This is a genomic window from Clostridium frigidicarnis (genome assembly GCF_900111985.1).
In the GTDB taxonomy this organism is placed as follows: Bacteria; Bacillota; Clostridia; order Clostridiales; family Clostridiaceae; genus Clostridium_Z; species Clostridium_Z frigidicarnis.
The window spans coordinates 29,634-51,266 of the sequence record NZ_FOKI01000003.1 but is presented as its reverse complement, the minus strand read 5'-3'; the positions used below and the strand labels follow the sequence as shown (position 1 = coordinate 51,266).

The window sequence follows — 21,633 nt, the reverse complement described above, 5'->3', positions numbered from 1 at the left end:
TTATGGATTACTTTTTATTAAAGCAAGATACAAGATATGTTAATGTTCCACAACTTATAGATGTGCATAAAAATATTAATATAAAAGATATCAATCTTTCAACATGTGACAATATTAGTGATACTGTGATTTTAAATGTAAAAGCGGATAAAGACAGTGCTTTTTTGGATATATTAGATAAACCTCTTTTTTTAATGTCAGATGATTTAAAAAATATTATAGAAAAGTATGATGCAAATATTTATTTTAAAACAATACCTTTAATTGATTTACAGCATGAAAGACAAAAAAATTATTGCCTTCCAATATTTGAAGAATTGGATGCTTTAAGTGAAGAAAGTGAATTTAATATGGATAGAAGTGTAATAAAAAAGATTGTTTTAGATAGTAAAAAGATAAAAGGTAAAAAAATATTTAAAATAAAAAATGAATTTAAAACTTTAATAGTAGTAAGACTTGATGTTGCTGAAAGTATATTAAGAAGAGGTTTTACCGGAATAAAACTTGAAAAGTTGTGTGTTTCATAAATAAAGGGAGGGATTATAAGTGGCAGAAGATGAGAAATATGTTGTAAGGGGAGCAAAAATGAAATGTAAGTTTGGAAGTCATAAAAGAAAAATAAATCTCCCAACAAGCCATGGTTCATATGTTAATGGACAACCAATGATGAATAAAGAAGATAGAGTAGAAGAAGATAATATTACTTATTTTGGGATATGCAGTGGCAATTGTCCATCAAGTGAAACAATTTTTTTAATAAAGGAAGAAGATGGGTCAACCGTAACAGGTAAAAAGTGTTGCCCTAAAATACTAGATGATTGGATAAAAACTAAGGATAAAACAAAAGTAGAGGGAAAATCTGCACTTACTACAAAGTCAGAATTGGTATGTGCCTATGGGGGATTAATAACATTTGATGATGATGGTCAAAAGGAAGAATAATGAAGCATAGGGGGTGATAAATTCATGGGAGGTTTTCATAATTTAAAGGTAGAATCACCATATAATATATTAAGTATAGAAAATATAAAGATCAAACATAAGCCAAATGAGCATGGCTATTTGTATATAAAGGGTATAGTTGATGATTCATATAATTTTGCGGCGTCAATAAGTGCTACTTCTAATGATTTTGTGGGTCTTTATGAAGAAAATGGACAAACTATATTTCAGGGATTAGTTGAAAATATTAAAACAACCAATAATAATGGAATATATTATATTGAGTTAGAATGTATATCTTCAAGTTTTTTATTGGATTTAGAAAAGAAAAGTAGATCGTTTCAGGATATAGATGCAAAATACCAAGATATCATAGAAGGAGTTATAACAAAATCCTCAGGAAGTATTTTTAGCAATAATATAGATGAAAATTATAAAACTGGTAAGACATTAGTTCAATATAATGAGACCGATTGGGAATTTATAAAAAGGATTGCAAGTGAGGTAAATTCGGTAATACTATGTGATATAATTGAGAAAAGACCTAAAATTAATTTTGGATTACCTAATGAGAACAAGTATACAATAGAGGAAAATATAAGGTATAAAGTTAATAAGAATTTACTAGCTTTCAAAAAAGCAGGTGGGGATGATGCTGGATTTCATGACACAGATTTCTTTAGTTATGAGATAGAAAGTATAAATAAATATATGATTGGTGACGAAATAACATTTAGAAATAAAAAAATGTATGTTAGCCAATTAGAAGCATATATGGATAAGGGAATATTAACATATAAATATAAGTTATGTAGAAAAAAAGGAATAAGACAACAAAAAATACATAACAATTTGTTAAAAGGTATATCTCTACAAGGTAAGGTAATAGAAACAAGTGGTGAGAAATTAAAACTTCACCTTGATATAGATAAAGAACAATCATCAAATGCAGCATGGTTTCCTTTTGCACCAGCTACAAGTAGCGCTATGTATTGTATGCCTAAGGTTGGAACTTTTGCTAGCTTATACTTTCCAAATTCAGCAGGAGAAAATCCAAGTGTCACAGGATGTGTAAGGAAAAATGGCGGAGGTTGTGATAAATTCCAAGATCCTAATAAAAGATGTTTTGGAACAGAGCATGGAAGTGAACTTGAACTTACACCATCAAGCATAAATATAAAAGGTGGATCTAAAGAACCATTAAATATAAAATTTGAGGATGGAGTAGGAGTAACATTAACAAGTCATAAAAAATTAAAATTAGATGCCAGTGAAGAAATATCTATAACAGGAAAAAACGTGCTAATAAAGGCAGAGAGTCAGTTACTTACAAAGAAAACAGGAGTAGAAAGTGGAATATCAATAGAAAATGAATACCACTTTTTATCTGACAATGTAATGGCAGAAGCAACAGACAGAACAACCTATGAGCCATTTGATGATGAACCACAAAAAGGAGAAGCACCAAAGCCTGTTGAACCAGAAAAGAAAGAAGAAAAGAAGGGATTTAGCTGGGGAAAACTACTTGTAGTGGCAGCGGCAGCAGTAGTAATAGTAGCATCAGTAGCAACTTTTGGTATAGGAGCAGCAGTACTTGCAGGGGCAGTAATAGGAGCAGCAATTGGAGTAGCAAGTACTGCAATGTCAGATAAGGCCAATAATACACAAAGTAGTCCCGGGACATATTTAGAGAATGCACTTAAAGGTGCATTAGTAGGTGCATTAGTAGGAGCAATAATGGGACCATTAGGAATTACTGGAGTAGGTGGGTCTATGCTTGAATGTGGATTGTTTGGTGGTTTAGATGAATATTTTGGTCAAGTACTTGGTGATAGACCATTTGATCCATTAGCTATAGCAAACCAATTTAGCCTAGGTGCAATAACAGCTGGAATATTCCATGGATTAGGTAAGGTTGGAGGTAAACTTGTAGGAAAAGCAAAATCATGGTTAGGTGATGGTTTCTCGAGAATTAATAATCTGATTGAGAGAGCTTCTTCTGAGGGGGCAGGAGAAGCTGGCTGGGATATGTTGAAAGGCGGAGGTTATATTAATGGACGAAGATATTCCCAACATGCTATGGAAAGAATGGCACCTGATACACCACAAGTTAGAGCAGAACTAGAGAAAATTGCAGCCGATTTAGCAAAGGGAAAGGGATTAGAACCACAAACAAAGGCATATTCAGATTTTGTAAAGAAATATGTTGACCCAAGAAATATACCCCCAAGTGTAATTGAAGATGCAATTAAGAATACTACTTCAGCACCAGGTAAGTATGCCGATACATTTATACATGAAACTGGGGATGTAACAGTTGTAGTAAATGGAGCTGGAGATGTAATAACTGTAATACCAAAATAAAGGAGTGATAACATGTATATTAAATATGATGAATTTGAATTATTAGAGTTGTTTTGTAATGAACCTGTTAGCATTGGAAAATTAGAAGCTGGTGAGCTTATTTATTCTTTAAATGATAATAAGGGATTTGAAATAGTTATGTCCATGGACGTATACAGAAAAATATGTGAAATAACAATAACCTATCAACAATTAACAGTTTTTACTTGTAAGATTGAAAATGTAGAAGGTATTAATAAAGTGAATGATGAAATGGTGATAAATAACAAAGAAAAAAGCATACTAAAGGTTAAATTTAAAAAGCAAATTGGGGTTGAGTTATTGTAGAAAAATTCAAAATAATCTCAATACAAAACATAGGAAAAACTAACTTAAAAAGTTTTTAGGTGGGTAATAACATTACAAATTGATTAAGCTCAATAACTATGTAAAACAAAAACACTGCATAATTCAAATTCTGTAGTAAGTTTGCAGATTACTATGTGAAAAATATACTCTAAAAACTGCAAACAGCCATCAAAAAGAGGTTCAAATGCCAGTTGCTGTAGAAACATAGGGCATTTAGTAAAAGCTTCTTTTGATGTCTGATTCAAGCTAATAGCAAAATTCCAATGGATGCTGTAAAGGTGTCGGTTGGAGTTTTTCTTTCTAAGGTCTAACTTGGATTGGATACAGTAGGACATAGCTTGGGCGTATTTTGGACGTAGGAAATCCAGTAAAATCAATGACTTGGTTGTATAGGTCTAAGTTTGAGGGTAATCAAGTTATAAAAAAAATACTAAATACTAGAATAAAGTTGGTTTCAACTACGCCCTTGCGACCAAGCTTAGTTGAATCAAGGGTTTACTATGACCTGAATGTAACCAATTTGTGACCTAGATACAACCTAAAAATAAAAAATCAAGACTAACATTGGATAACTATTTCCTTTGTTAGTCTTTTCTTTTGTCTAAAAATAACAATGAGAGGAAGAAAAAAGATGATAACAATAATAGAACAATTCACAATTAATTTAATTGAGGATGGTAAAAGCACTAATACAGTGCAAAGTTATGTTAGAGATATTACAGCATTTTTAAAATATCTTGGAACAATGGGAGTAGAATTTGATGGAACTTTAAAAAGATTCTATATAACCAGTTATAAAAACTATTTAGTTGATAACAGTTATGAGCCTGCTACTATCAATAAGAAAGTAAACAGTATTCAAGCTTTTAATAACTTTTTAGTAGCAAAAGGATACATGCAAGAAAATGTAATCGACTTGAAAAAAGATAGAGTAAAAATAGCTATTGGTTCAGAGCATCAATTGGAAGTATATATAGATAATCAGCTTGAAAGAATTCAATTCTATATTCAAGACTCAAAGAAAGTAAGTCTAAGAGATAAAATTATAATCCAAATTTTGATGTTTACAGGAGTAAGAGTTAGCGAACTTTGTGACATTAGGCTAAAGAATATTGATTTCCTATTGAGTCAAATTAAAATCATTGGCAAGGGAGGAAAGGTGCGAGAAGTTCCAGTAAAGTTTGAAGTAATGGACACCATACAGGAATACATTCCCGAAAGGAATAATAATCCATACAAAGATTCAGAGTACCTAATCTTAGGACAAAGGGGAGTAATTCAAAGAGATGCAGTAAACACACTTCTTGAAAAACATACATTGAAAGGCAATTTTGAAATTAAATTAAAGCCTCATACATTTAGACACACATTCTGCACAAGACTTATAACTAAAGGTATTCCTATAACAACAGTAAGTAAACTAGCAGGACATAGTAGCATTGAAACCACAGCTAAATTCTATATCAATAGTAGTAAGGAAGATAAAATGAGGGCTGTAAGCCTGCTATAAAGGAGGAATTTTCAATGATAATAATAAGCACTTTGAATGAAATTAATAATCTAAAACTTATTTCAAAACCATTGAAGGAAGAACTACTAGCATATTTTCAAGAAATTGCAGAAGGTATTGTAAGGGAAACATGGCAAGACTATAACCTTAGTGAAGTTGGTTCAATTGTAGCGATAGAAGATAAAGACACTATTGATGTTTTAGATGAATTTGGATTAATGCAAGGTAATAATATGCCTAAAGTTTTGCTAGAGTTTGCACTAAGGGTAATTGTAGGGGAAACAGAAATGTTAAAAATAATTTGGGTGTTTGGGGATTCTAATGGGCTTTCAATATATTCTTCTATAAAAATATTAATACTGATTTATTTTTCATCAATATTTTCATCAATATTTTCTAAATAATGTAATAAATTTAAAAGAATACAGTAGCAGTAAAAACTTAGAAGAAGATAAGTTTGAAAAAATAAAGAAATATAAATATGATACTAAAAATAGACTTACTCACTATATTAATGCTTCAGGAAATACAACAAGATTATTTTATGATAAAAATGATAGAATAATAAAACAAGTATTACCAGAGCAATATGATGAAAAAACTGATAATGGACTTGGTACAACTTATTCATATAACCTAAGAGGAAAAGTTGTAGAAATTAAAAATCCAATGGGACAGGTTGTAACACAAAACACTTATGATCCTAAAGGAAATATAAAAACATCCATTGATGGTGAAAATAATAAAGTAGAGTACACTCATAATCTACTAGGAAAAATTAAAGAAATTATAACTCCAAGTAGTAAAAAAGAAAATAAGGTAGCCCAAAGCTACAAATATGATGGAAGAGGAAACATTACAGGAATAATTGATGGTAATGGAAATGAAACAAGCTATGTTTTAGATGACTGGGGCAGAATAACAAAAATAGTAACACCAGAAGGTGGACAGGAAGCATATACCTATGACTATGCAGGCAATATAACAAGCACAACAGATGCTAATGGTGGAACAATAGAATATTTCTACAATAGCTTAGGACAGGTATGTGAAATAAAGGATCAAGAAGGTCATAGTGAATATTTTTATTATGATAATGAAGGAAACGTAACTAAGACAATAGATAGAAATGGTAATCAGGTTGAGAAAAGTTATAACTTAGATAGAAATATAGTTTCAACAAGAGCTTATAATAAAGATAAAGAAAATGCTATAACTGAGAGATTTACTTATAATGAAGATGGAACTTTAAAAAGTGCATATTCAAAAAATATGCAGTATGAGTATAGCTATACCAAAGAAGGAATGCTAGAAAGTAAAAGTGCATGTGGAAAGCAGCTACTTAGCTATACCTATGATAAAAACAATAATATAAGATCTATAAAAGACATTACAGGTAAAAGCAGTATATATAGCTATGATGATGAAAATAGAGTAAAAGTAATAAAAGATAACAATGAAAATACTCTTGCAACCTATGATTATTATAACAATGATAATATAAAATCAATAACTGTAGGAAATGGTTTAAAGACTGATTATACCTATGATGGGGATGGAAATGTTAAGAGTCTAGTTACAGTATCATCTAATGGTGAAGTTCTTGTAGACTACAACTATGCCTATGATTTAAATGGAAATAGACTTGAAAAATTAAGTAGTAAGCATAAAACTTATTACACCTACGATTCTATGAATAGGCTAAAAGAATCAAGTTATGATGGAAGACAAGAATCTTTCACCTATGACAAGGTTGGAAATAGATTAAGCAAAACAACAAATAATATAACAGAAAAATATGTTTATAATGTAAAGAACCAATTAAAAGAACTTCAAGGAAAAGAAAACACAACCTACTTTACATATGATAAACAAGGAAATACAATAAAAGAAGAAAGTAATCTAGGAAATAATATCTTTGAATACAACACTTTAAATCAGCAAGTAAAAGCTATAACAAAAGAAGGAAACACTTTAGTTAATAGATATGATGCTGAAGGATTAAGGTATGAGATAGAGGAAAATGAAAAATTAAGCAGATTTATTTTCAATAAAAATGGAGATATATTAGTTGAACTAGATTCTGATGACAATGTAATTTCAAGATTTAGTAGGGGTTATGAGGTTGTTGCTGCTGATATTGTGGATTCAAGTGAAGAATTTAATTCAGCAATAGAATCAAAATTTAATAGGTACTTCTATACTGTAGATGAGCAAGGTAGTACGATATTTATTACTGATAAGAATCAGCAAATAAAAAATGAATATTATTATGATGCTTTTGGAAATGTATTAGACGGCAAAGAAGAAGTCCATAATAGAATAACTTATGTAGGACAGCAATTTGATGGCATTACAGGTAAGTACTATTTAAGAGCTAGATTTTACAATCCAGTTATAGGTAGATTTACGCAGGAAGACACCTATAGAGGAGATGGATTAAACCTATATGCTTATTGTGGTAACAATCCTATTTGCTACTATGATCCGAGCGGGTATATGTCATGTGAAACTAAAACTCAATCTATAAAGAAGTCTAGATTAGAAGAGCTAAAAGAAAATTATAAAAAGAAGTATGGGGAAGAGTTTACTGCTGAAAAATTACATCAAAATATTAATGAAAGAAATGGTATTAAGTTTTTACCAAGAGCAGAAAATAGCCCTATAAAACAAGGTGGGTATAAAATTAATGATATTGATAAGTATAAAAAGAATTCTCCAGGTAAAAATCGTGCAAATGGTTATTCGCATAAATATATAGATGGACTAATAGAATCTCATCATCCAATTCAAAATGAATGGGCTGAACAATGGGCTAAGAAAAATAACATAAGTGGATACAAAAAAAGAAATGCTCCAGGAATACTTCTAAAAAGTATCTCTGGTGAGTCACATGCTAAGTTAAGTTCATCTCAAAGAGCAAGAAGGCGTAAAGACGGCTTTAATACTAGCATAGTATATGAATTTAATACAGGATATAAAGAATTAATAGAATCAGGTGTTAACTCTAAATATGCTAAAAAAGCTATTAGGGAGGCATATAGATACTTTGATAGTTTAGGAGGATTTTAAAAAATGATAGAAATAAATAATAATTCTAAATTTACATTATATGAACCAGCAACTAAAACTCAAGTAATTGAAGTCGAAGAAGAATTTGGATTTAAATTACCTAATGAATATAAGGAATGTTTATTTGCGACTAATGGATTTACAACAGACGAAAGTATATCAATTTTTGGTACAAATGAAATAATTGAAATGAATAGAACATATGAAGTAGAAGAATATACAAAAGGATATGTAGCTATTGGAAATATTGGTGGAGATGATTTTTTATTAATGCGAGCAGAGGAAAATGCAAAAAAAGTAATAAAAGTAGATTGTGGAGTTATGAATCCAATGTATTCACATCCATTTGCAGATGATCTTATAGAATGGATAAATGAAGGAGCTATAGATCCGGAGGAGTTAGAAGATGATGAGGAACCAGAATTAGGACAATTAATATTAATCGATCCACCTAAAAATGGATCAAGTGATCTAGTAATTATAGAAAAAGCATTTAATATACAATATCGTGCTTTTGATATACTAAAAGGATATAAGAATGTACCATTTGTTTTAAAAAATGATGTTGCAATAGATGAAGCATTAGAAAAGATAAAATCTCTTGGGGAATTAGGGAAATTATTAAAAGTTGAAAAATATAATGATTAATTTATATTAAGTATGTATTAGCCACTTGAGTAATTTCAAGTGGCTTTTTGTACGTTCTATTAATGTCAACATTATTTTGGTTCTTCCGTATTTATCCCATAGCCATCAAGCTAATTTATATATAAACTTACAATTGGGTTAATGGGTATTTTTATTATCAATTGGAAATAGATTTTGGTAATGATTATCTAATTAACCATACATAAACAAGTTATATTATAAAGTTGTATAACTTTAATAAAGGCTACTTCAAGGTATCCATTATATGTATATTATTCAATGTTTATACTGGATTAGATCGCCATTAATTACTATACTCAAGATGAGCAGGGAAGCACAATCTTTATTACAGATAAAGATGAAGGTATAAGAAATGAATATCACTATGATGCTTTTGGAAATGTACTAAATAGCAAAGAAGAAGTTCATAATAGAATAACATATACTGGACAACAGCTTGATAATATTACTCATCAATATTATTTAAGAGCAAGATTCTATAATCCTGTTATTGGTAGGTTTACTCAGGAGGATGTTTATAGAGGGGATGGGTTAAATCTCTATGCTTATTGTGCTAATAATCCTGTAGTTTATTATGATCCTAGTGGGTATAAGGCAAAAAGTGAATGTCTAGGCAAGGGAAAAACACAGAATACAAAAAATTGGAAGGGTGAAGATGTAAAAATACCTGAGGGACATATAATGAGCCCAAGAGATCCAGATTTTTCTCAACCGCCTATTATTGATCCTGGACCATATACCACAGAGAAATATAAACAATTTTCAAAGGGAAATTCAGCGGGAACTAAATTAGCACCACATCATAGACATCAAATACCAATTAGAGATGGTGGAGTAATGGATGAAATACCAGGACCAGGACATTCATCTGGTAATCAACATACAAAGGGGTCTCCAAATAGGCATCCAGGTAAATCAGTGTTTAATAATGAACCTAATGGAAATAAACTTAGAAAGTCTGAAATAGAAGAACATTGGAAAAATAAAGCCAAAAGATTAATTGAAATAGAACCAGGTGTATGGTACGATACTGGTGTATAGTAAGAGGAGAAACATGAAATATGTACAAAGTGAAATTAAGCAATGTTTTGTCAAGATATAAGATTATTTATTGTTTAGTAATAAACTTAGATAATAATAGCATCAAAACCTTCGGAAACAAAGATGATTTAGCATATGATGGATTATTAAAAACTCATTTTTATGATATTGATACTATATATAATTTAAATAGTTTTTTAGAAGGTCAGCAGTTACCTAAATTATTTAAACAAGGAGAAGTTTTATGTATAATATGCAAACCAAAAAGTAATATAATAGTTGGATTATTATACCATGAAAAAAGGGATTTTATACAATATTATAAAGTAGCTAAAGAAATAAACGAAGAAATTATATCAATTTGGAATTAATAAACTAAAGATAATTTTAATACTAAAGGAACAGTTGAAGTGGTTATTGAGGTAGGGTTTTAGTATGATACAATCAATAATAGAATATTACAACGAATATAAAGATATTAAGAATCCAGCACACCATTAAATGGTCACTGCTGGTTTTTTATTTCTAATACAAACTAAAGTTATAATAGGGTAACTTATACAGAACAACAGTATGATAACATAACTCAATAGTATTATTTAAGGGTAAGATTATATAATCCTGTTATAGGTAGATTTACTCAGGAGGATGTTTATAGAGGGGATGGGTTAAATCTCTATGCTTATTGTAGAAATAATCCTATCGGGTATTATGATCCTAGTGGGTATGTACGGTGTCCTCCAGGTAGTAATAAAGAGAATAATCTTGCTAATAAGGGGTTACACAAGCTGAAACAGGTTCTTATTCAGAAGTTGGAGGACATCATATACATGCAAAAGCAGCTTTTAAAGACGATACAAATTATGACCCTAAGAAGGGCTTTTCAATAAGCCAAGATTTTATGAAGAATGATGGATTAAGTCATTCTGATATGACAACTAAGCAAAGACAGCTATTTAAAGAACTTTATAAAAGTGGTAGACCCAATACAATTGAAGAGCATACAAGAATAGCAAGAGAAGCCTTGGAAGCAGGTGGCGCTAGTAAAAGTCAAATTGATGAATTAATAATAAATTCGCTTAATAACTTAAAAGAGCAAGGAGTAACTAAGCCATCAAGAATACCTTGGTATTCAAAATAAAAAATGGAGTGATATAAATGAGTGAAAATATTTTAGACTATTTCGGTAATAAATTAATGAAGGAAGTAAGAGATGAAACTATATCTAGTTTAGACATGATAATTGATGGTAAAATGAAAGGTATTACTGCACAACAAGTAAGAGAAAAAATATCAACATTTAACGAAGAACAATTAATGACAATAAAATGGTTAATACCTAAAATTACAGATTTAAGTTTACACAATTTATTAATGATGATTGAGCAAAATGATGATATAAAAGTAATGGTTAGTGATAATGATATAAAAGAAGATAGTGATGGTTTAGAAGGTGAATTATACACTGAAGATGGTTGGATTAGCAGATTTAGCAAAGAAAGGTATGAAGAAATATAATTTGAATGAAAAAAAATAAATAATAGGACTGCATAAAATTCTTTATTAATAAACTATAATAAAATCAATAAAAGTAGTATAACTACTCATAGCATAATTGTAATAATGCAGTGAAAAATGAAATGAATCAGCTGAAATTTAATTAGGCTGTTTCATCATTTTTTAGCAGTTCTACAGATATAAGTATCTGATAAAGGATGTCCTTACCAATCAATCCTAGTACCTTTAGGACATATCAAAAAGAAAAAGAAATAGAGAGAATAGAAAAAGTTGATAAATAATAAATAATTAGAATAGAGAATAATAATAAATGGTGATAAAGGATAATTAATCAAGTGATAGAATAAAAAAAACTGATTAAATAGATTTAATAACTATCATAAATTGGTGGGGTGTAAAATGACATTAGAGGAAGAAATATATAATAAAGTTGAAAAATTATGTAATGAAGCAGATAAACATGTATTAATCTGTGAATTTGATCAAGCCATTGAAAAATATAATGAGGCATTAGAACTATTTCAAGGTGATATAGAAGAATATGAAGAATCTATTATGATTTATGCAGCGATAGGAGATGCTTATTGTTTAGCAGGAGAATATAAGAGAGCAAGAAACTATTTTTATAATGCGTTAGATTGTTCAAATGGAATAGCAAATCCATATATATTATTTCGTTTAGGAGAATGCTTATATGAATGTGATGAAAAATATAAAGCACAGGAGTATTTTATTAGAACATATATGATGGATGGATTAAATTTATTTGAGAAGAATGATAAAAAATATTTAGATTTAATAAAATTAATGATAGATAAATAAGATTAGTGAGGTAAATAAATATGTGTACAAACAATGAAATTGAAAAAAAGATCTTAAATATTAGAAGAGAATGTGCTATTTTACATTCAAAAGGCGACAAGGAAGGTGCATTTAAAAAAATAAGAGAGGGATGGGATTCATTACCTTATCCTAAGGTTGCACATGATATGAGTTATCTAGTACTAGAAAGATTTTTTGAGTTATGCTTAGAATATAAAGAATTTGATTTAGCTAACAAGTGGATAAGTATTATGTTTATTGCAGCAAAGAATAGATTAGATGATGGACATAGAGAATTTATTGCAGCAAAGTTGGCATATGAACAAGATAATTTAGAGATAGCAAAGGAATTATTTGAGATTTCTAATATAAAATCTGAAGGTGTACTTTTTAGAGGAAAGGAACAAAAGAAATATAGAGATTTAATTAGGTGATTTAGTATTAAGAAAAATAAAATTAAATATATATTTATAATCAAAAAAATAGTCAATGTTTCTATAAGTAAACATTGACTATTTTTTCATAATATAATGGGAGTAAGAAAAGACGGTAAGATAGATTAAGTAGAAGTTCCAAGTAAAACAATATAATAAAATAAAAAGCGTTGTTAGAGGTGTTTTATGGAAAAAATTATGATTAAAAATTGTAAGATACGCTCTGAAAAATTAATAGATGTAATTGCTATAGGTGTATTTGGTAGCTATCATGAGAAAGCCTTTGATAAAAATAGAAGTGATATAGATATAATGATTCTTCTATCAAAGAGTTTAGAAGTTGATGAAGAGTTTGAGATTGAAGATTACTTACAGAGTATATTACCTAAATATTTTTCTCATGATAATATACATTACACATTTATAAATGGCTTTAATTATCCATTTAGTGAATTACTACTAATAAGTAATAATAAAATAATTTTAAATGAGGAAAAATATTTAGATTATGTGTTAGGATATGCAACATTTAAAAGAGATAGAGAAAATTTAGAGATAATAAGAACAGAAAATATGGAAGAGTTGAATAAGTTTGATAAACATAAAAAAGAGAGACTAGAAGAAAAATTTTCTGAAAGTAAGGTATTTTTAGTTAAGATACTAGAATGTATAAGAAGAAATCCACAAGGCAAAGATTATATAATAGATGAAGCAATGATATCTTATTTTAACTCTTTTTGTGAATTTATAATAGATATGTGTGAAACCTGCTTGGTTTCAACAGAAAATTATATTCCCAATAAATCTGCTCCAGAAATAATAGAGTTAGCAAGTAACTTTGGATTTATATCTTCAAAAGATTCAAGAAAGCTTCAAAATATAGTGAAATTGAGAAATCGATATACTCATGACTATTATCAAAGAAAATTATCTAGAGAAAGAATATTAAAGTTATGTAGAACAGAATTAACTAGCCTTGAGATGTTTTTAGAAATTTACGAAGAGAAGATAAGGCTAGTTATTGAAGAAAAGTGCAAAAAAATTAATAATAAAAGATTTAATGAATTAAATGAAATGTAATTAATAAAAGCTTCAGTGAAAATAAAGTACACTGAAGCTTTTATTCTTGAAATTCATTAAGATGAATACATTACCTTAGGCACATTCAAAAAAATAACAAGTAAGTATGCTAGTATATTTTACTTGTTATTTTCTTTCATGTGCCTTAGTTGAAAATTAGAGAATTATAAATAGTAACTATGAGATGAAAATGCAAGAATGGGTAAAAGGTACTATTTGATAAACTTATAGTATATGGAATAATTATTTATAATTTCTATAATAGTGGAAAAAATACATGGTTAGGTGTAAAATTCGTAATTGGGAAAATTGACGAAATTAGCATTTCAAAGAAGAAAAATGACAAAATGTCATAGAAAATACTCAAAATATATGCTTGGAAAATTCTGAAAATTACAATGGATGCAATTGAGAATATTTTTAAATTTATTCTATAAATATACATTCTAATAGTCCTATCTTTTTAACAAATTAAAATACCAAATAAATTATAGGGTACGTTTAAAGTTTTAGGAATCAAAAATTAATAATAAAGTAATTTTAAAATCATCTAATTATAGAGGAGGATAAATTTAATGGGGAATTTTAAAGATGGAATGACACCAAAGGAAAGAAATGAGGCTTATTTCAAGGGGGAAGAAGTAGATAGATTACCTTGTGCAGTTATGTTTGAAGAGACGGCAGCAGCATATGCAGGAATAAATGTTGAAAAATATTATTTTGATGCTGATAAAATGCTAGAAGCTGAAAAATATACGGTAAAAGAACTTGGCGCTGAAAGTGCAGGTATTAATGTAACTTTAAGAGGAATGGGTGAAGCTCTAGGAAGTAAAATGGGATATTGTGATAATAGAGCATCATTTCTAATAGATCCTATTCTAAAGGATTACAAAACATTAGAAAATATGGACATAGTAAATCCATATAAAGATGGTAGATTGCCAATAATTTTAGAGTCTTTAGGAAAAATAAAAAAAGAATTAGGCAATGAAATAAATATAGGTAGTGGTGTTTCAGGTCCTATTAGTGCTGCTTCAGCAGTTAGAGGGACAACAAATATCATGAGAGATTTGGTTAGAAATAAAGAAAATCTACATAAATTGTTGGATTTTATGACAGAGTGCAATTTAGCTTTTGTAGAAGCAGTTTACAAAGAGCATGGATTAGTTTGTGGAATAGGTGATCCCTTATCATCTGCAAACTTAATAAGTGCAAAACAGTTTGAAGAGTTTTCTGAACCATATCTTATAAGAACTATAGATGGAATTTATAAAATAACAGGTAAAAAGCCAACTCTACATATATGCGGTAAGACGAGAAAGACTTGGGACAAGCTTGGAAATATGAATATATCAGCATTTAGTGTTGATAACTGTGAAGATATAGGGGAGCTTAAAAAGGTACTAGGGGATAAAGTATGCATAATTGGTAATGTAGATCCAGTTTCAATTATAAGAAATGGAACAGTTGAGGATGTTTATAGAGAAGTAAAATCAAGCATAGAAAAAGCTGCTGATAGCAAGAATGGGTACATAGTAGGATCAGGATGTGATATTCCTGGAGGGGCTCCAATTGAAAATATAAAAGCAATAGTAGAGGCAACTAAAAAATATAGTGGTGGAATTAGAATGGGTTCATTTAGTAAAAATTAATAATAATAATATGTAAATAACTAAAGAGGAATTCTAACTATCATCTTTTTAGAAGGGTTTATTAAAGGAGAGGAATATTCAATGATAGAGATATCTAATTTACAGAAATGTTATGGAGATACCAAGGTATTAAATGACATAAATGTTGAAATAAAAAAACAAGATATATATGGTCTTTTAGGAGTAAGTGGTGCGGGTAAATCAACTCTTTTAAGATGTATAAATGGTCTTGAGTCATATGATGAAGGAAGCTTAAAGGTAAATGGTGTTGAGGTAAAGGATTTAAGTGAAAATGAATTAAGAGGTTTTAGAAAAAATGTAGGGATGATATTTCAGAACTTCTCTTTGCTTGAAAGAAAAACAGTTTATCAAAATATAGCTTTACCAATGGAATGTTGGGGATATAAAAAAAGTGAAATTGATAAGAAGGTAAAAAAATTATTGGATTTAGTAGAGTTAAGTGACAAGATAAATTCAAAGCCAAATGAATTAAGTGGAGGTCAAAAGCAGAGAGTGGCAATAGCAAGAGCTCTTACTTTAGATCCACAGATTTTATTATGTGATGAAGCTACATCAGCTTTAGATCCAAGCATAACAAATTCTATACTTAGTTTGCTTAGGAAAATAAATAAAGAATTAGGTATAACTATGGTAGTTGTTACTCACCAAATGAATGTAGTTAAACAAGTTTGTAATGAAATGGCAATTTTAAGTAAAGGTAAATTAGAAGCTAAGGGTAGAGTTGAAGATATATTCTTAGATAAACCTGATGTTTTAGATGAGCTATTGGGACATTCTCAGCATAGTTTTACTTCAGACAATGGCATAGATATAGAGATAATAGATAGAAATGGAAGTCAGAAAGGTTCTCTTTTATCTAGTTTAGCCATAGAAACTGGAGTTCAATATTCATTAGTATGGGGTGGAATGGACAAGTATAGAGATAAGGTACTTAGCAATTTTATTATAAATATAAAAGAAGAAGATAAGATTAATGTTATAAAGTTCTTAAATGATAAGAATGTAGAATGGAGGGAAGCTTAAAGGTGGATGATATTTCAGTTTTAGTAAACAAGATAATAGTTCCAAGTTTAGTGGATACATTATATATGATATTATTTTCAACGTTATTATCAGCTATACTTGGATTTGTTTTAGCAATAGTTTTAGTAGTAACAGATGATAAGGGAATTAAGCCTAATAAGGTAGTTTACAGTATATTAAGCACAGTAATTAATATATTAAGATCATTTCCATTTATCATACTTGCAGTAGCTATAATACCATTTACAAGAATGGTTGTTGGAACGTCTATAGGGGAGAAGGCGGCCATAGTACCATTAACTATAGCAGCAGCACCTTTTATAGCTAGGTTAATTGAAAGCAGTTTAAATGAAGTAAATCCAAGTTTAATAGAAGCAGCTAAATCTTTTGGAGCCTCTAATAGTCAAATAGTTTTTAAGGTAATGTTAAAAGAAGCAATACCTTCAATAATTTCAGACTTAACATTAGCAATAATATCTATATTAGGTTTGACAGCAATGGCAGGTGCTGTAGGTGCTGGGGGGCTAGGAGCAGTTGGACTTACATATGGATATCAAAGTTTTAATGACACTATAATGTACACTACTGTAATTTTATTAATAATAGTAGTTCAAATTGTACAGTTCATAGGAAATATTGCATATAAAAAATTAAAATAAATTTTATACAAACGAGAGGGGATAAAAAAATGAAAAAAATTATAGGTCTTATATCAGCAATAGCTCTTACTTTTTCAATAGTAGGGTGTGGAAGTAAATCAGGAGAAAATACTGAAAAGTCAAATGGAAAACAAGTTATAACAGTGGGTACATCAGTTATATCTAAAGATGTATTAGAAGAGGCACAAAAGGTGTTTAATAAAAGTGACAAGTATGAAATGAAATTGAAAGTTTTTGATGATGCTATAACACCAAATCTTGCAGTAGATGATGGAAGTATAGATGCAAATTTTTATCAGTATAAAGATTATCTAGAAAACTTTAATAAGGATAGAGGAACAAAATTACAACCCTATGGTAAAGAAATTTTTGCTTTCCAAATAGGTTTATATTCAGAGAAAATTAATAATTTATCTGAAATTAAAGGTGGTATGACAGTGGCTATAGCAAATGATGCTACTAATAGAACCTTAGCCTTAAATTTATTAAATAAAGAGGGAATTATAAAACTTAAAGATGGGGCTACAGTTCCAACAGTTTTAGATGTTGCAGAGAATAAGTATAATTTAAAATTTGTAGAAATGGAAAGATTGAATTTAGCAAATGCATTAAGGGATACTGATATGGCTATAGTTATGGCGGATGTTATTCTTCAAGCCGGTAAAGATTCAGAAAAGGCGTTAGCTTTTGGACAAGAAGAAGGCATAGTATTAGTAGTTAAAGAAGAAAAAGAGTGGGCCAAGGATTTAGAAAATGCTTTAGCAAGTGATGAGGTTAAAAACTTTATTTTAGAAAAGACAAAGGGAACAAAAACTCCTTTATTTTAATGATTAATATGGGATAAGAATTTATGAGAAATTATAAACAATAAAAAGACAGGTAATTTATTACCTGTCTTTTTATATTTACCATATTATGTTGAAAATTCATACCGAATATGTATTATATATTTTAGTCAACTAAAATTTTTGTTAAATCATCAGCTTTTGTTGTAAGCTTCCAAACATTGTCTTGTTTTTCGAAAACAGCTTTATTAGTTGAATCTTTAACTGGTGCATTGTTATAGCAATCTATGATTATTTTTGTAATATCTTCGGATAATGCTTCTTGAGAGTGTGCAGTTTTGCTTTTCTCTGTAACTTTACTTTCTAATTGCTTTGAGAAACTGTCTGTATCTATAGCTTTACTTGTAACTGTGAAGCTAGCAGTTTTATCTTTGATTTCATCACATTTAATTTCATATGTGATTTTTTTTGTATTAGCTATAAATGCGTTATAAATTCTATCTTTTTGGTCTTTTGTAAATGGTATACCCAAAGATTCTAAAGATTTATAAGCTTTTTGTTTGTCAATTGCCATATTTTTGTCATACTCTTCTCTAGAACCTGCTTTAGATATATCACCATAGTCATATTCATATCCAGCACTACATTGAATTGAACCATTTAGGCATTCAGTTAATTCTTTTTCAGATGGTTTACCGCAAGCAACAAATAATAAAGATAAGCACATTACGGCTAATAATGATATTTTTTTTAGTGATTTCATAATAAAATCCTCCTTGAGTTATTTATTTTTGTCGTTACATATTATATTAAATTTTAAAAATGATGTAAGTATATCTTAATAAAATATTTCAAAATAATCCCATAGTAGTATATTTGCTACTATCGGAAAAATCTCTTTTATAAGCAAAATTACATGTGTTTCTTAATTAATTTCAAGATTAAAGTTTGCTACCTACTCCATTTGCATCTAGCTTCCAACCATCAATTATAGTGTTTGTAGCCATAGATCCATTAGAATTTAAATAGTACCAAGCATAACCAGTAAATATCCAACCAGTCTTCATAGATCCATTGGAATTTAAGTAATACCAAGCATCGCCAGTATAGATCCAACCAGTTTTCATGGATCCATCAGAGTTTAAATAATACCAAGCATCACCAGTGTATAACCATCCAGTATTCATAGCACCATTAGAGCTTAAATAATACCAAGTACCATTTAAATTTAACCAGCCTGTACTCATAGCACCAGAATTATTAAGGTAATACCAAGTACCATTTTCATTTAACCAACCAGTACTCATAGTTCCATTTGAATTTAGATAGTACCAAGTATCATTAACATATATCCAATTAGTTTGCATTTTACCTTCATTATTGAAATAATACCAACTTCCACCTATTTGAGACCAACCTGTTTTTGAAGTTCCATCTTCATTATAGTAATACCAAGTATTGTTTTTTAGATTCCAACCAGGTTTAATATTTGATTTTTCATTAGTATAAAATCTTCCAGCAATAAACGAGATAGGACTTTTAGCCTTCTTACTAATGTTGTTAGGATTTTCATCAATAGTTTCAGGAAATAAAAATTCGTAATGTTTTTCTGTAAATTCCTTACTTGGTGATGATTTAGCAATATTAGATTGAGAAGGATGAAAAATTCTAATCCAAAATGAAAAATTCTTTTTATCCTTAGGAACTATAGGGTTGTCCAATTTTATAGTATGGAAACCTGCATCATCAAGATGAAAGGATTTAACCTTATTATCAGGATTTAATATATTTTCAATAGATACATCGTTGTTTGTGTAATAAAGTTCACAATCTGCATTTGAAGTAAAACTTGGTACACCAACAGCTGCAATTTCTTCATTTTCTCCGATTCCAGTACCAATACCAGAAATCATTTTAAGAGGAAATGTTTCACTTATACCGTCTTTATATGCTAATGCTCCGTTAAATATATTAGTATTGAAACAACCAGCGTAAACATCTTTATAATTATCAATTGATTCAACTTTATCAAAAGTTATAAGAGTATTGCTAGGGTCTAATAAATTTTGATCTTCGTAAGATAAGTAGAAGTAACCATTATCTCCTAGTTCTTCCCCCCAGCTGTTTCTACATATAAAAGCACCATTATGGTTAGGCTTTGTATATTGAAAATTATCTCTAGAATAATTATCATCCCATCCAACTATTAAAATCTCATGGTCTATAGGAGCATCGAAATAGTTGAATATAGTTCCATTACCATCTGCAGCTCTTGATGAAACTTGAACGGTTGAAGAACCATATTTATAAACATTATTTTTAACATTGTCTATTTTATCCTGGCCAGTTTTAGTTCTATCAACCATGATGACATCTTGAATATGATTAGTAACAGTACCACCATATTCAGATTTCACATTACTAGGAATTGCAGGATTTGGGTATGGAGCATCTTTTTCATAAACAGGTCCTTGCCAAGATGAGAAATATGAAGCTGCAATGATTCCATTACCTCCACCATTAGCTCCTAAGAAACCATTATTAGCGGCCAAATGAATTTCAGAAAAATCCTTAGATTCTCCAGTGTTCTTTTTAATAGAAGTTTCTAATGCACCCATAGTTGCAAAGGCCCAACAACAGCCTATTTCACCTTGCTTTTTAGCACCAGATATATAGTTTAGATCCCTAGAATCATATCTACTAGGTAAAGATTGAGAAGTGTTACTATTTGCTATTAAAGTAGAATCATATGTATTAGTAGTAGCATTTGCTACAGTTGGAGATACAATAGAAGCTACCATCATTGCAGATAGAATAAAACTAATAAATTTTCTCTTCAAAATGAAGTCCTCCTTTAAAAATACTTTTATAGAATGGCTAACACTGTAATATCCAGGATCCTATTAGTAGGTAGGAATAACAGGTGCTATGCCTCTAGATTAACTCATACAATATTTAAATTTTAGAAATGATACCCACCCCAATGAATATTGGTTCTATATAATATATCGACAAATGTATATAAAAATTTACATAAAAATTAAAAAATATGTATTTAAAGATAAATTTGTTAATAAAATAACCGATTTATTTGTATGTATAAATCAACAAAAACACATAAAATAAAACACGAATAAACAATATTTTATAATTAAGGTGTTAATTTCTTAATTATAACAGAAAAATAGAGGGATTATAATACTTAATTTAATTAATTTAGAAAAATAATTAAATTTTACAATAAATATATGTGGTAATTATAAGTAAAATAAAGGTTGGGATGAATTTAAAAAAAATTCATAAAAAAAGCATTTTTAAAATAAAAAATACACAAAAATGTATATTTTGTACACAAAACCAATATACTTTTTATAAAAATCATAAAAGTATGTGGGTATAAGCAACACGAACTAGCATACTGATTTGTTATTTTTTGAATGTGCTTTATATAAAAAATAAAAGACAGTGAATTTTAAATTTCACTGTCATCTTCAATATATTCAATTATATCTCCAGGCTGGCAATCAAGGATTTTGCAGATTTCATTTAAAGTAGAAAATCGTATAGCTTTTGCCTTGTTGGTTTTTAATATTGATAAATTAGCATTGGTTATACCAACTTTTTCAGAAAGCTCAGAAAGAGATATCTTTCTTTTGGCCATCATAACATCTAAGTTAACTATAATAGACATGA

Annotated in this window: 23 protein-coding genes and 1 pseudogene; 21 read left to right on the top strand and 3 right to left on the bottom strand. The window is 29.1% G+C overall.

Annotated features, from left to right (window positions below):
* Positions 1 to 2: 2 nt before the first annotated feature.
* The 21 genes and pseudogenes from BM119_RS02355 to BM119_RS02255 all read left to right on the top strand — a co-directional run bounded on the left by BM119_RS02355 (position 3) and on the right by BM119_RS02255 (position 17,982).
* On the top strand, positions 3 to 527 hold the full coding sequence (locus BM119_RS02355) for an imm11 family protein (RefSeq protein WP_090038556.1): 525 nt from the start codon (positions 3 to 5) through the stop codon (positions 525 to 527).
* Positions 528 to 546: 19 nt separating this feature from the next.
* A complete protein-coding gene (locus BM119_RS02350; RefSeq protein ID WP_090038555.1) occupies positions 547 to 942 on the top strand; it encodes a DUF4280 domain-containing protein in 396 nt (131 codons plus the stop codon).
* Positions 943 to 966: 24 nt separating this feature from the next.
* Positions 967 to 3,306: a contractile injection system protein, VgrG/Pvc8 family gene (locus tag BM119_RS02345; RefSeq protein WP_090038553.1), complete on the top strand. Its 2,340-nt coding sequence runs from the start codon at positions 967 to 969 to the stop codon at positions 3,304 to 3,306.
* 12 nt (positions 3,307 to 3,318) lie between these two features.
* Positions 3,319 to 3,633: a hypothetical protein gene (locus tag BM119_RS02340; RefSeq protein WP_090038551.1), complete on the top strand. Its 315-nt coding sequence runs from the start codon at positions 3,319 to 3,321 to the stop codon at positions 3,631 to 3,633.
* Between the two features lie 634 nt (positions 3,634 to 4,267).
* Positions 4,268 to 5,164, top strand: coding sequence for a tyrosine-type recombinase/integrase (locus BM119_RS02335; protein WP_242948278.1), 897 nt, complete (start codon positions 4,268 to 4,270; stop codon positions 5,162 to 5,164).
* 14 nt (positions 5,165 to 5,178) lie between these two features.
* Positions 5,179 to 5,568, top strand: coding sequence for a hypothetical protein (locus BM119_RS02330; protein ID WP_090038548.1), 390 nt, complete (start codon positions 5,179 to 5,181; stop codon positions 5,566 to 5,568).
* Positions 5,569 to 5,833: 265 nt separating this feature from the next.
* The gene (locus BM119_RS02325; protein ID WP_090038546.1) at positions 5,834 to 8,236 is read left to right on the top strand and encodes an RHS repeat-associated core domain-containing protein; all 2,403 of its coding nucleotides are present in this window, start codon (positions 5,834 to 5,836) and stop codon (positions 8,234 to 8,236) included.
* A 3-nt stretch (positions 8,237 to 8,239) separates the two neighbouring features.
* On the top strand, positions 8,240 to 8,884 hold the full coding sequence (locus tag BM119_RS02320; protein WP_090038545.1) for an SMI1/KNR4 family protein: 645 nt from the start codon (positions 8,240 to 8,242) through the stop codon (positions 8,882 to 8,884).
* 297 nt (positions 8,885 to 9,181) lie between these two features.
* Positions 9,182 to 9,433, top strand: a pseudogene (locus tag BM119_RS20355) (RHS repeat-associated core domain-containing protein); the annotation flags it as partial.
* A 153-nt stretch (positions 9,434 to 9,586) separates the two neighbouring features.
* Complete coding sequence (locus BM119_RS02310) at positions 9,587 to 9,946, top strand: hypothetical protein (protein WP_090038543.1); 360 nt, start codon at positions 9,587 to 9,589, stop codon at positions 9,944 to 9,946.
* A gap of 20 nt (positions 9,947 to 9,966) precedes the next feature.
* Entirely contained in the window at positions 9,967 to 10,317 is a 351-nt protein-coding gene (locus BM119_RS02305; RefSeq protein WP_090038542.1) for a hypothetical protein, read from the top strand.
* Positions 10,318 to 10,572: 255 nt separating this feature from the next.
* The gene (locus BM119_RS20640; protein WP_242948285.1) at positions 10,573 to 10,836 is read left to right on the top strand and encodes an RHS repeat-associated core domain-containing protein; all 264 of its coding nucleotides are present in this window, start codon (positions 10,573 to 10,575) and stop codon (positions 10,834 to 10,836) included.
* 11 nt (positions 10,837 to 10,847) lie between these two features.
* Positions 10,848 to 11,087 carry a hypothetical protein gene (locus BM119_RS02295; RefSeq protein WP_207647658.1) on the top strand — a complete coding sequence of 80 codons (240 nt, stop codon included), beginning with the start codon at positions 10,848 to 10,850 and terminating at the stop codon, positions 11,085 to 11,087.
* Between the two features lie 17 nt (positions 11,088 to 11,104).
* The gene (locus BM119_RS02290) at positions 11,105 to 11,464 is read left to right on the top strand and encodes a hypothetical protein (RefSeq protein ID WP_090038539.1); all 360 of its coding nucleotides are present in this window, start codon (positions 11,105 to 11,107) and stop codon (positions 11,462 to 11,464) included.
* Between the two features lie 399 nt (positions 11,465 to 11,863).
* Positions 11,864 to 12,286, top strand: coding sequence for a tetratricopeptide repeat protein (locus BM119_RS02285; protein ID WP_207647657.1), 423 nt, complete (start codon positions 11,864 to 11,866; stop codon positions 12,284 to 12,286).
* A 20-nt stretch (positions 12,287 to 12,306) separates the two neighbouring features.
* Positions 12,307 to 12,720 (top strand): hypothetical protein, encoded by a 414-nt coding sequence (locus BM119_RS02280; protein ID WP_090038538.1) that lies wholly within the window; start codon positions 12,307 to 12,309, stop codon positions 12,718 to 12,720.
* 186 nt (positions 12,721 to 12,906) lie between these two features.
* Positions 12,907 to 13,800 (top strand): HepT-like ribonuclease domain-containing protein, encoded by an 894-nt coding sequence (locus BM119_RS20155; protein ID WP_242948276.1) that lies wholly within the window; start codon positions 12,907 to 12,909, stop codon positions 13,798 to 13,800.
* A gap of 575 nt (positions 13,801 to 14,375) precedes the next feature.
* Positions 14,376 to 15,452, top strand: a complete 1,077-nt coding sequence (locus tag BM119_RS02270; RefSeq protein WP_090038536.1) for a uroporphyrinogen decarboxylase family protein — start codon at positions 14,376 to 14,378, stop codon at positions 15,450 to 15,452.
* 81 nt (positions 15,453 to 15,533) lie between these two features.
* Positions 15,534 to 16,496 carry a methionine ABC transporter ATP-binding protein gene (locus tag BM119_RS02265; RefSeq protein WP_090038535.1) on the top strand — a complete coding sequence of 321 codons (963 nt, stop codon included), beginning with the start codon at positions 15,534 to 15,536 and terminating at the stop codon, positions 16,494 to 16,496.
* On the top strand, positions 16,481 to 17,155 hold the full coding sequence (locus tag BM119_RS02260) for a methionine ABC transporter permease (RefSeq protein WP_423230993.1): 675 nt from the start codon (positions 16,481 to 16,483) through the stop codon (positions 17,153 to 17,155). The genes BM119_RS02265 and BM119_RS02260 overlap by 16 nt, the downstream gene beginning before the upstream one ends.
* Before the next feature lie 29 nt (positions 17,156 to 17,184).
* Complete coding sequence (locus BM119_RS02255) at positions 17,185 to 17,982, top strand: MetQ/NlpA family ABC transporter substrate-binding protein (RefSeq protein ID WP_090038531.1); 798 nt, start codon at positions 17,185 to 17,187, stop codon at positions 17,980 to 17,982.
* 124 nt (positions 17,983 to 18,106) lie between these two features.
* Here the strand turns inward: BM119_RS02255 and BM119_RS02250 are convergent, their stop codons facing one another.
* The 3 genes from BM119_RS02250 to BM119_RS02240 all read right to left on the bottom strand — a co-directional run bounded on the left by BM119_RS02250 (position 18,107) and on the right by BM119_RS02240 (position 21,631).
* A complete protein-coding gene (locus BM119_RS02250) occupies positions 18,107 to 18,703 on the bottom strand; it encodes a hypothetical protein (RefSeq protein WP_090038527.1) in 597 nt (198 codons plus the stop codon).
* 178 nt (positions 18,704 to 18,881) lie between these two features.
* Positions 18,882 to 20,780, bottom strand: coding sequence for a C1 family peptidase (locus BM119_RS02245; protein WP_090038525.1), 1,899 nt, complete (start codon positions 20,778 to 20,780; stop codon positions 18,882 to 18,884).
* Positions 20,781 to 21,412: 632 nt separating this feature from the next.
* Positions 21,413 to 21,631, bottom strand: a complete 219-nt coding sequence (locus tag BM119_RS02240) for a helix-turn-helix domain-containing protein (RefSeq protein WP_090038523.1) — start codon at positions 21,629 to 21,631, stop codon at positions 21,413 to 21,415.
* Positions 21,632 to 21,633 lie beyond the last annotated feature (2 nt).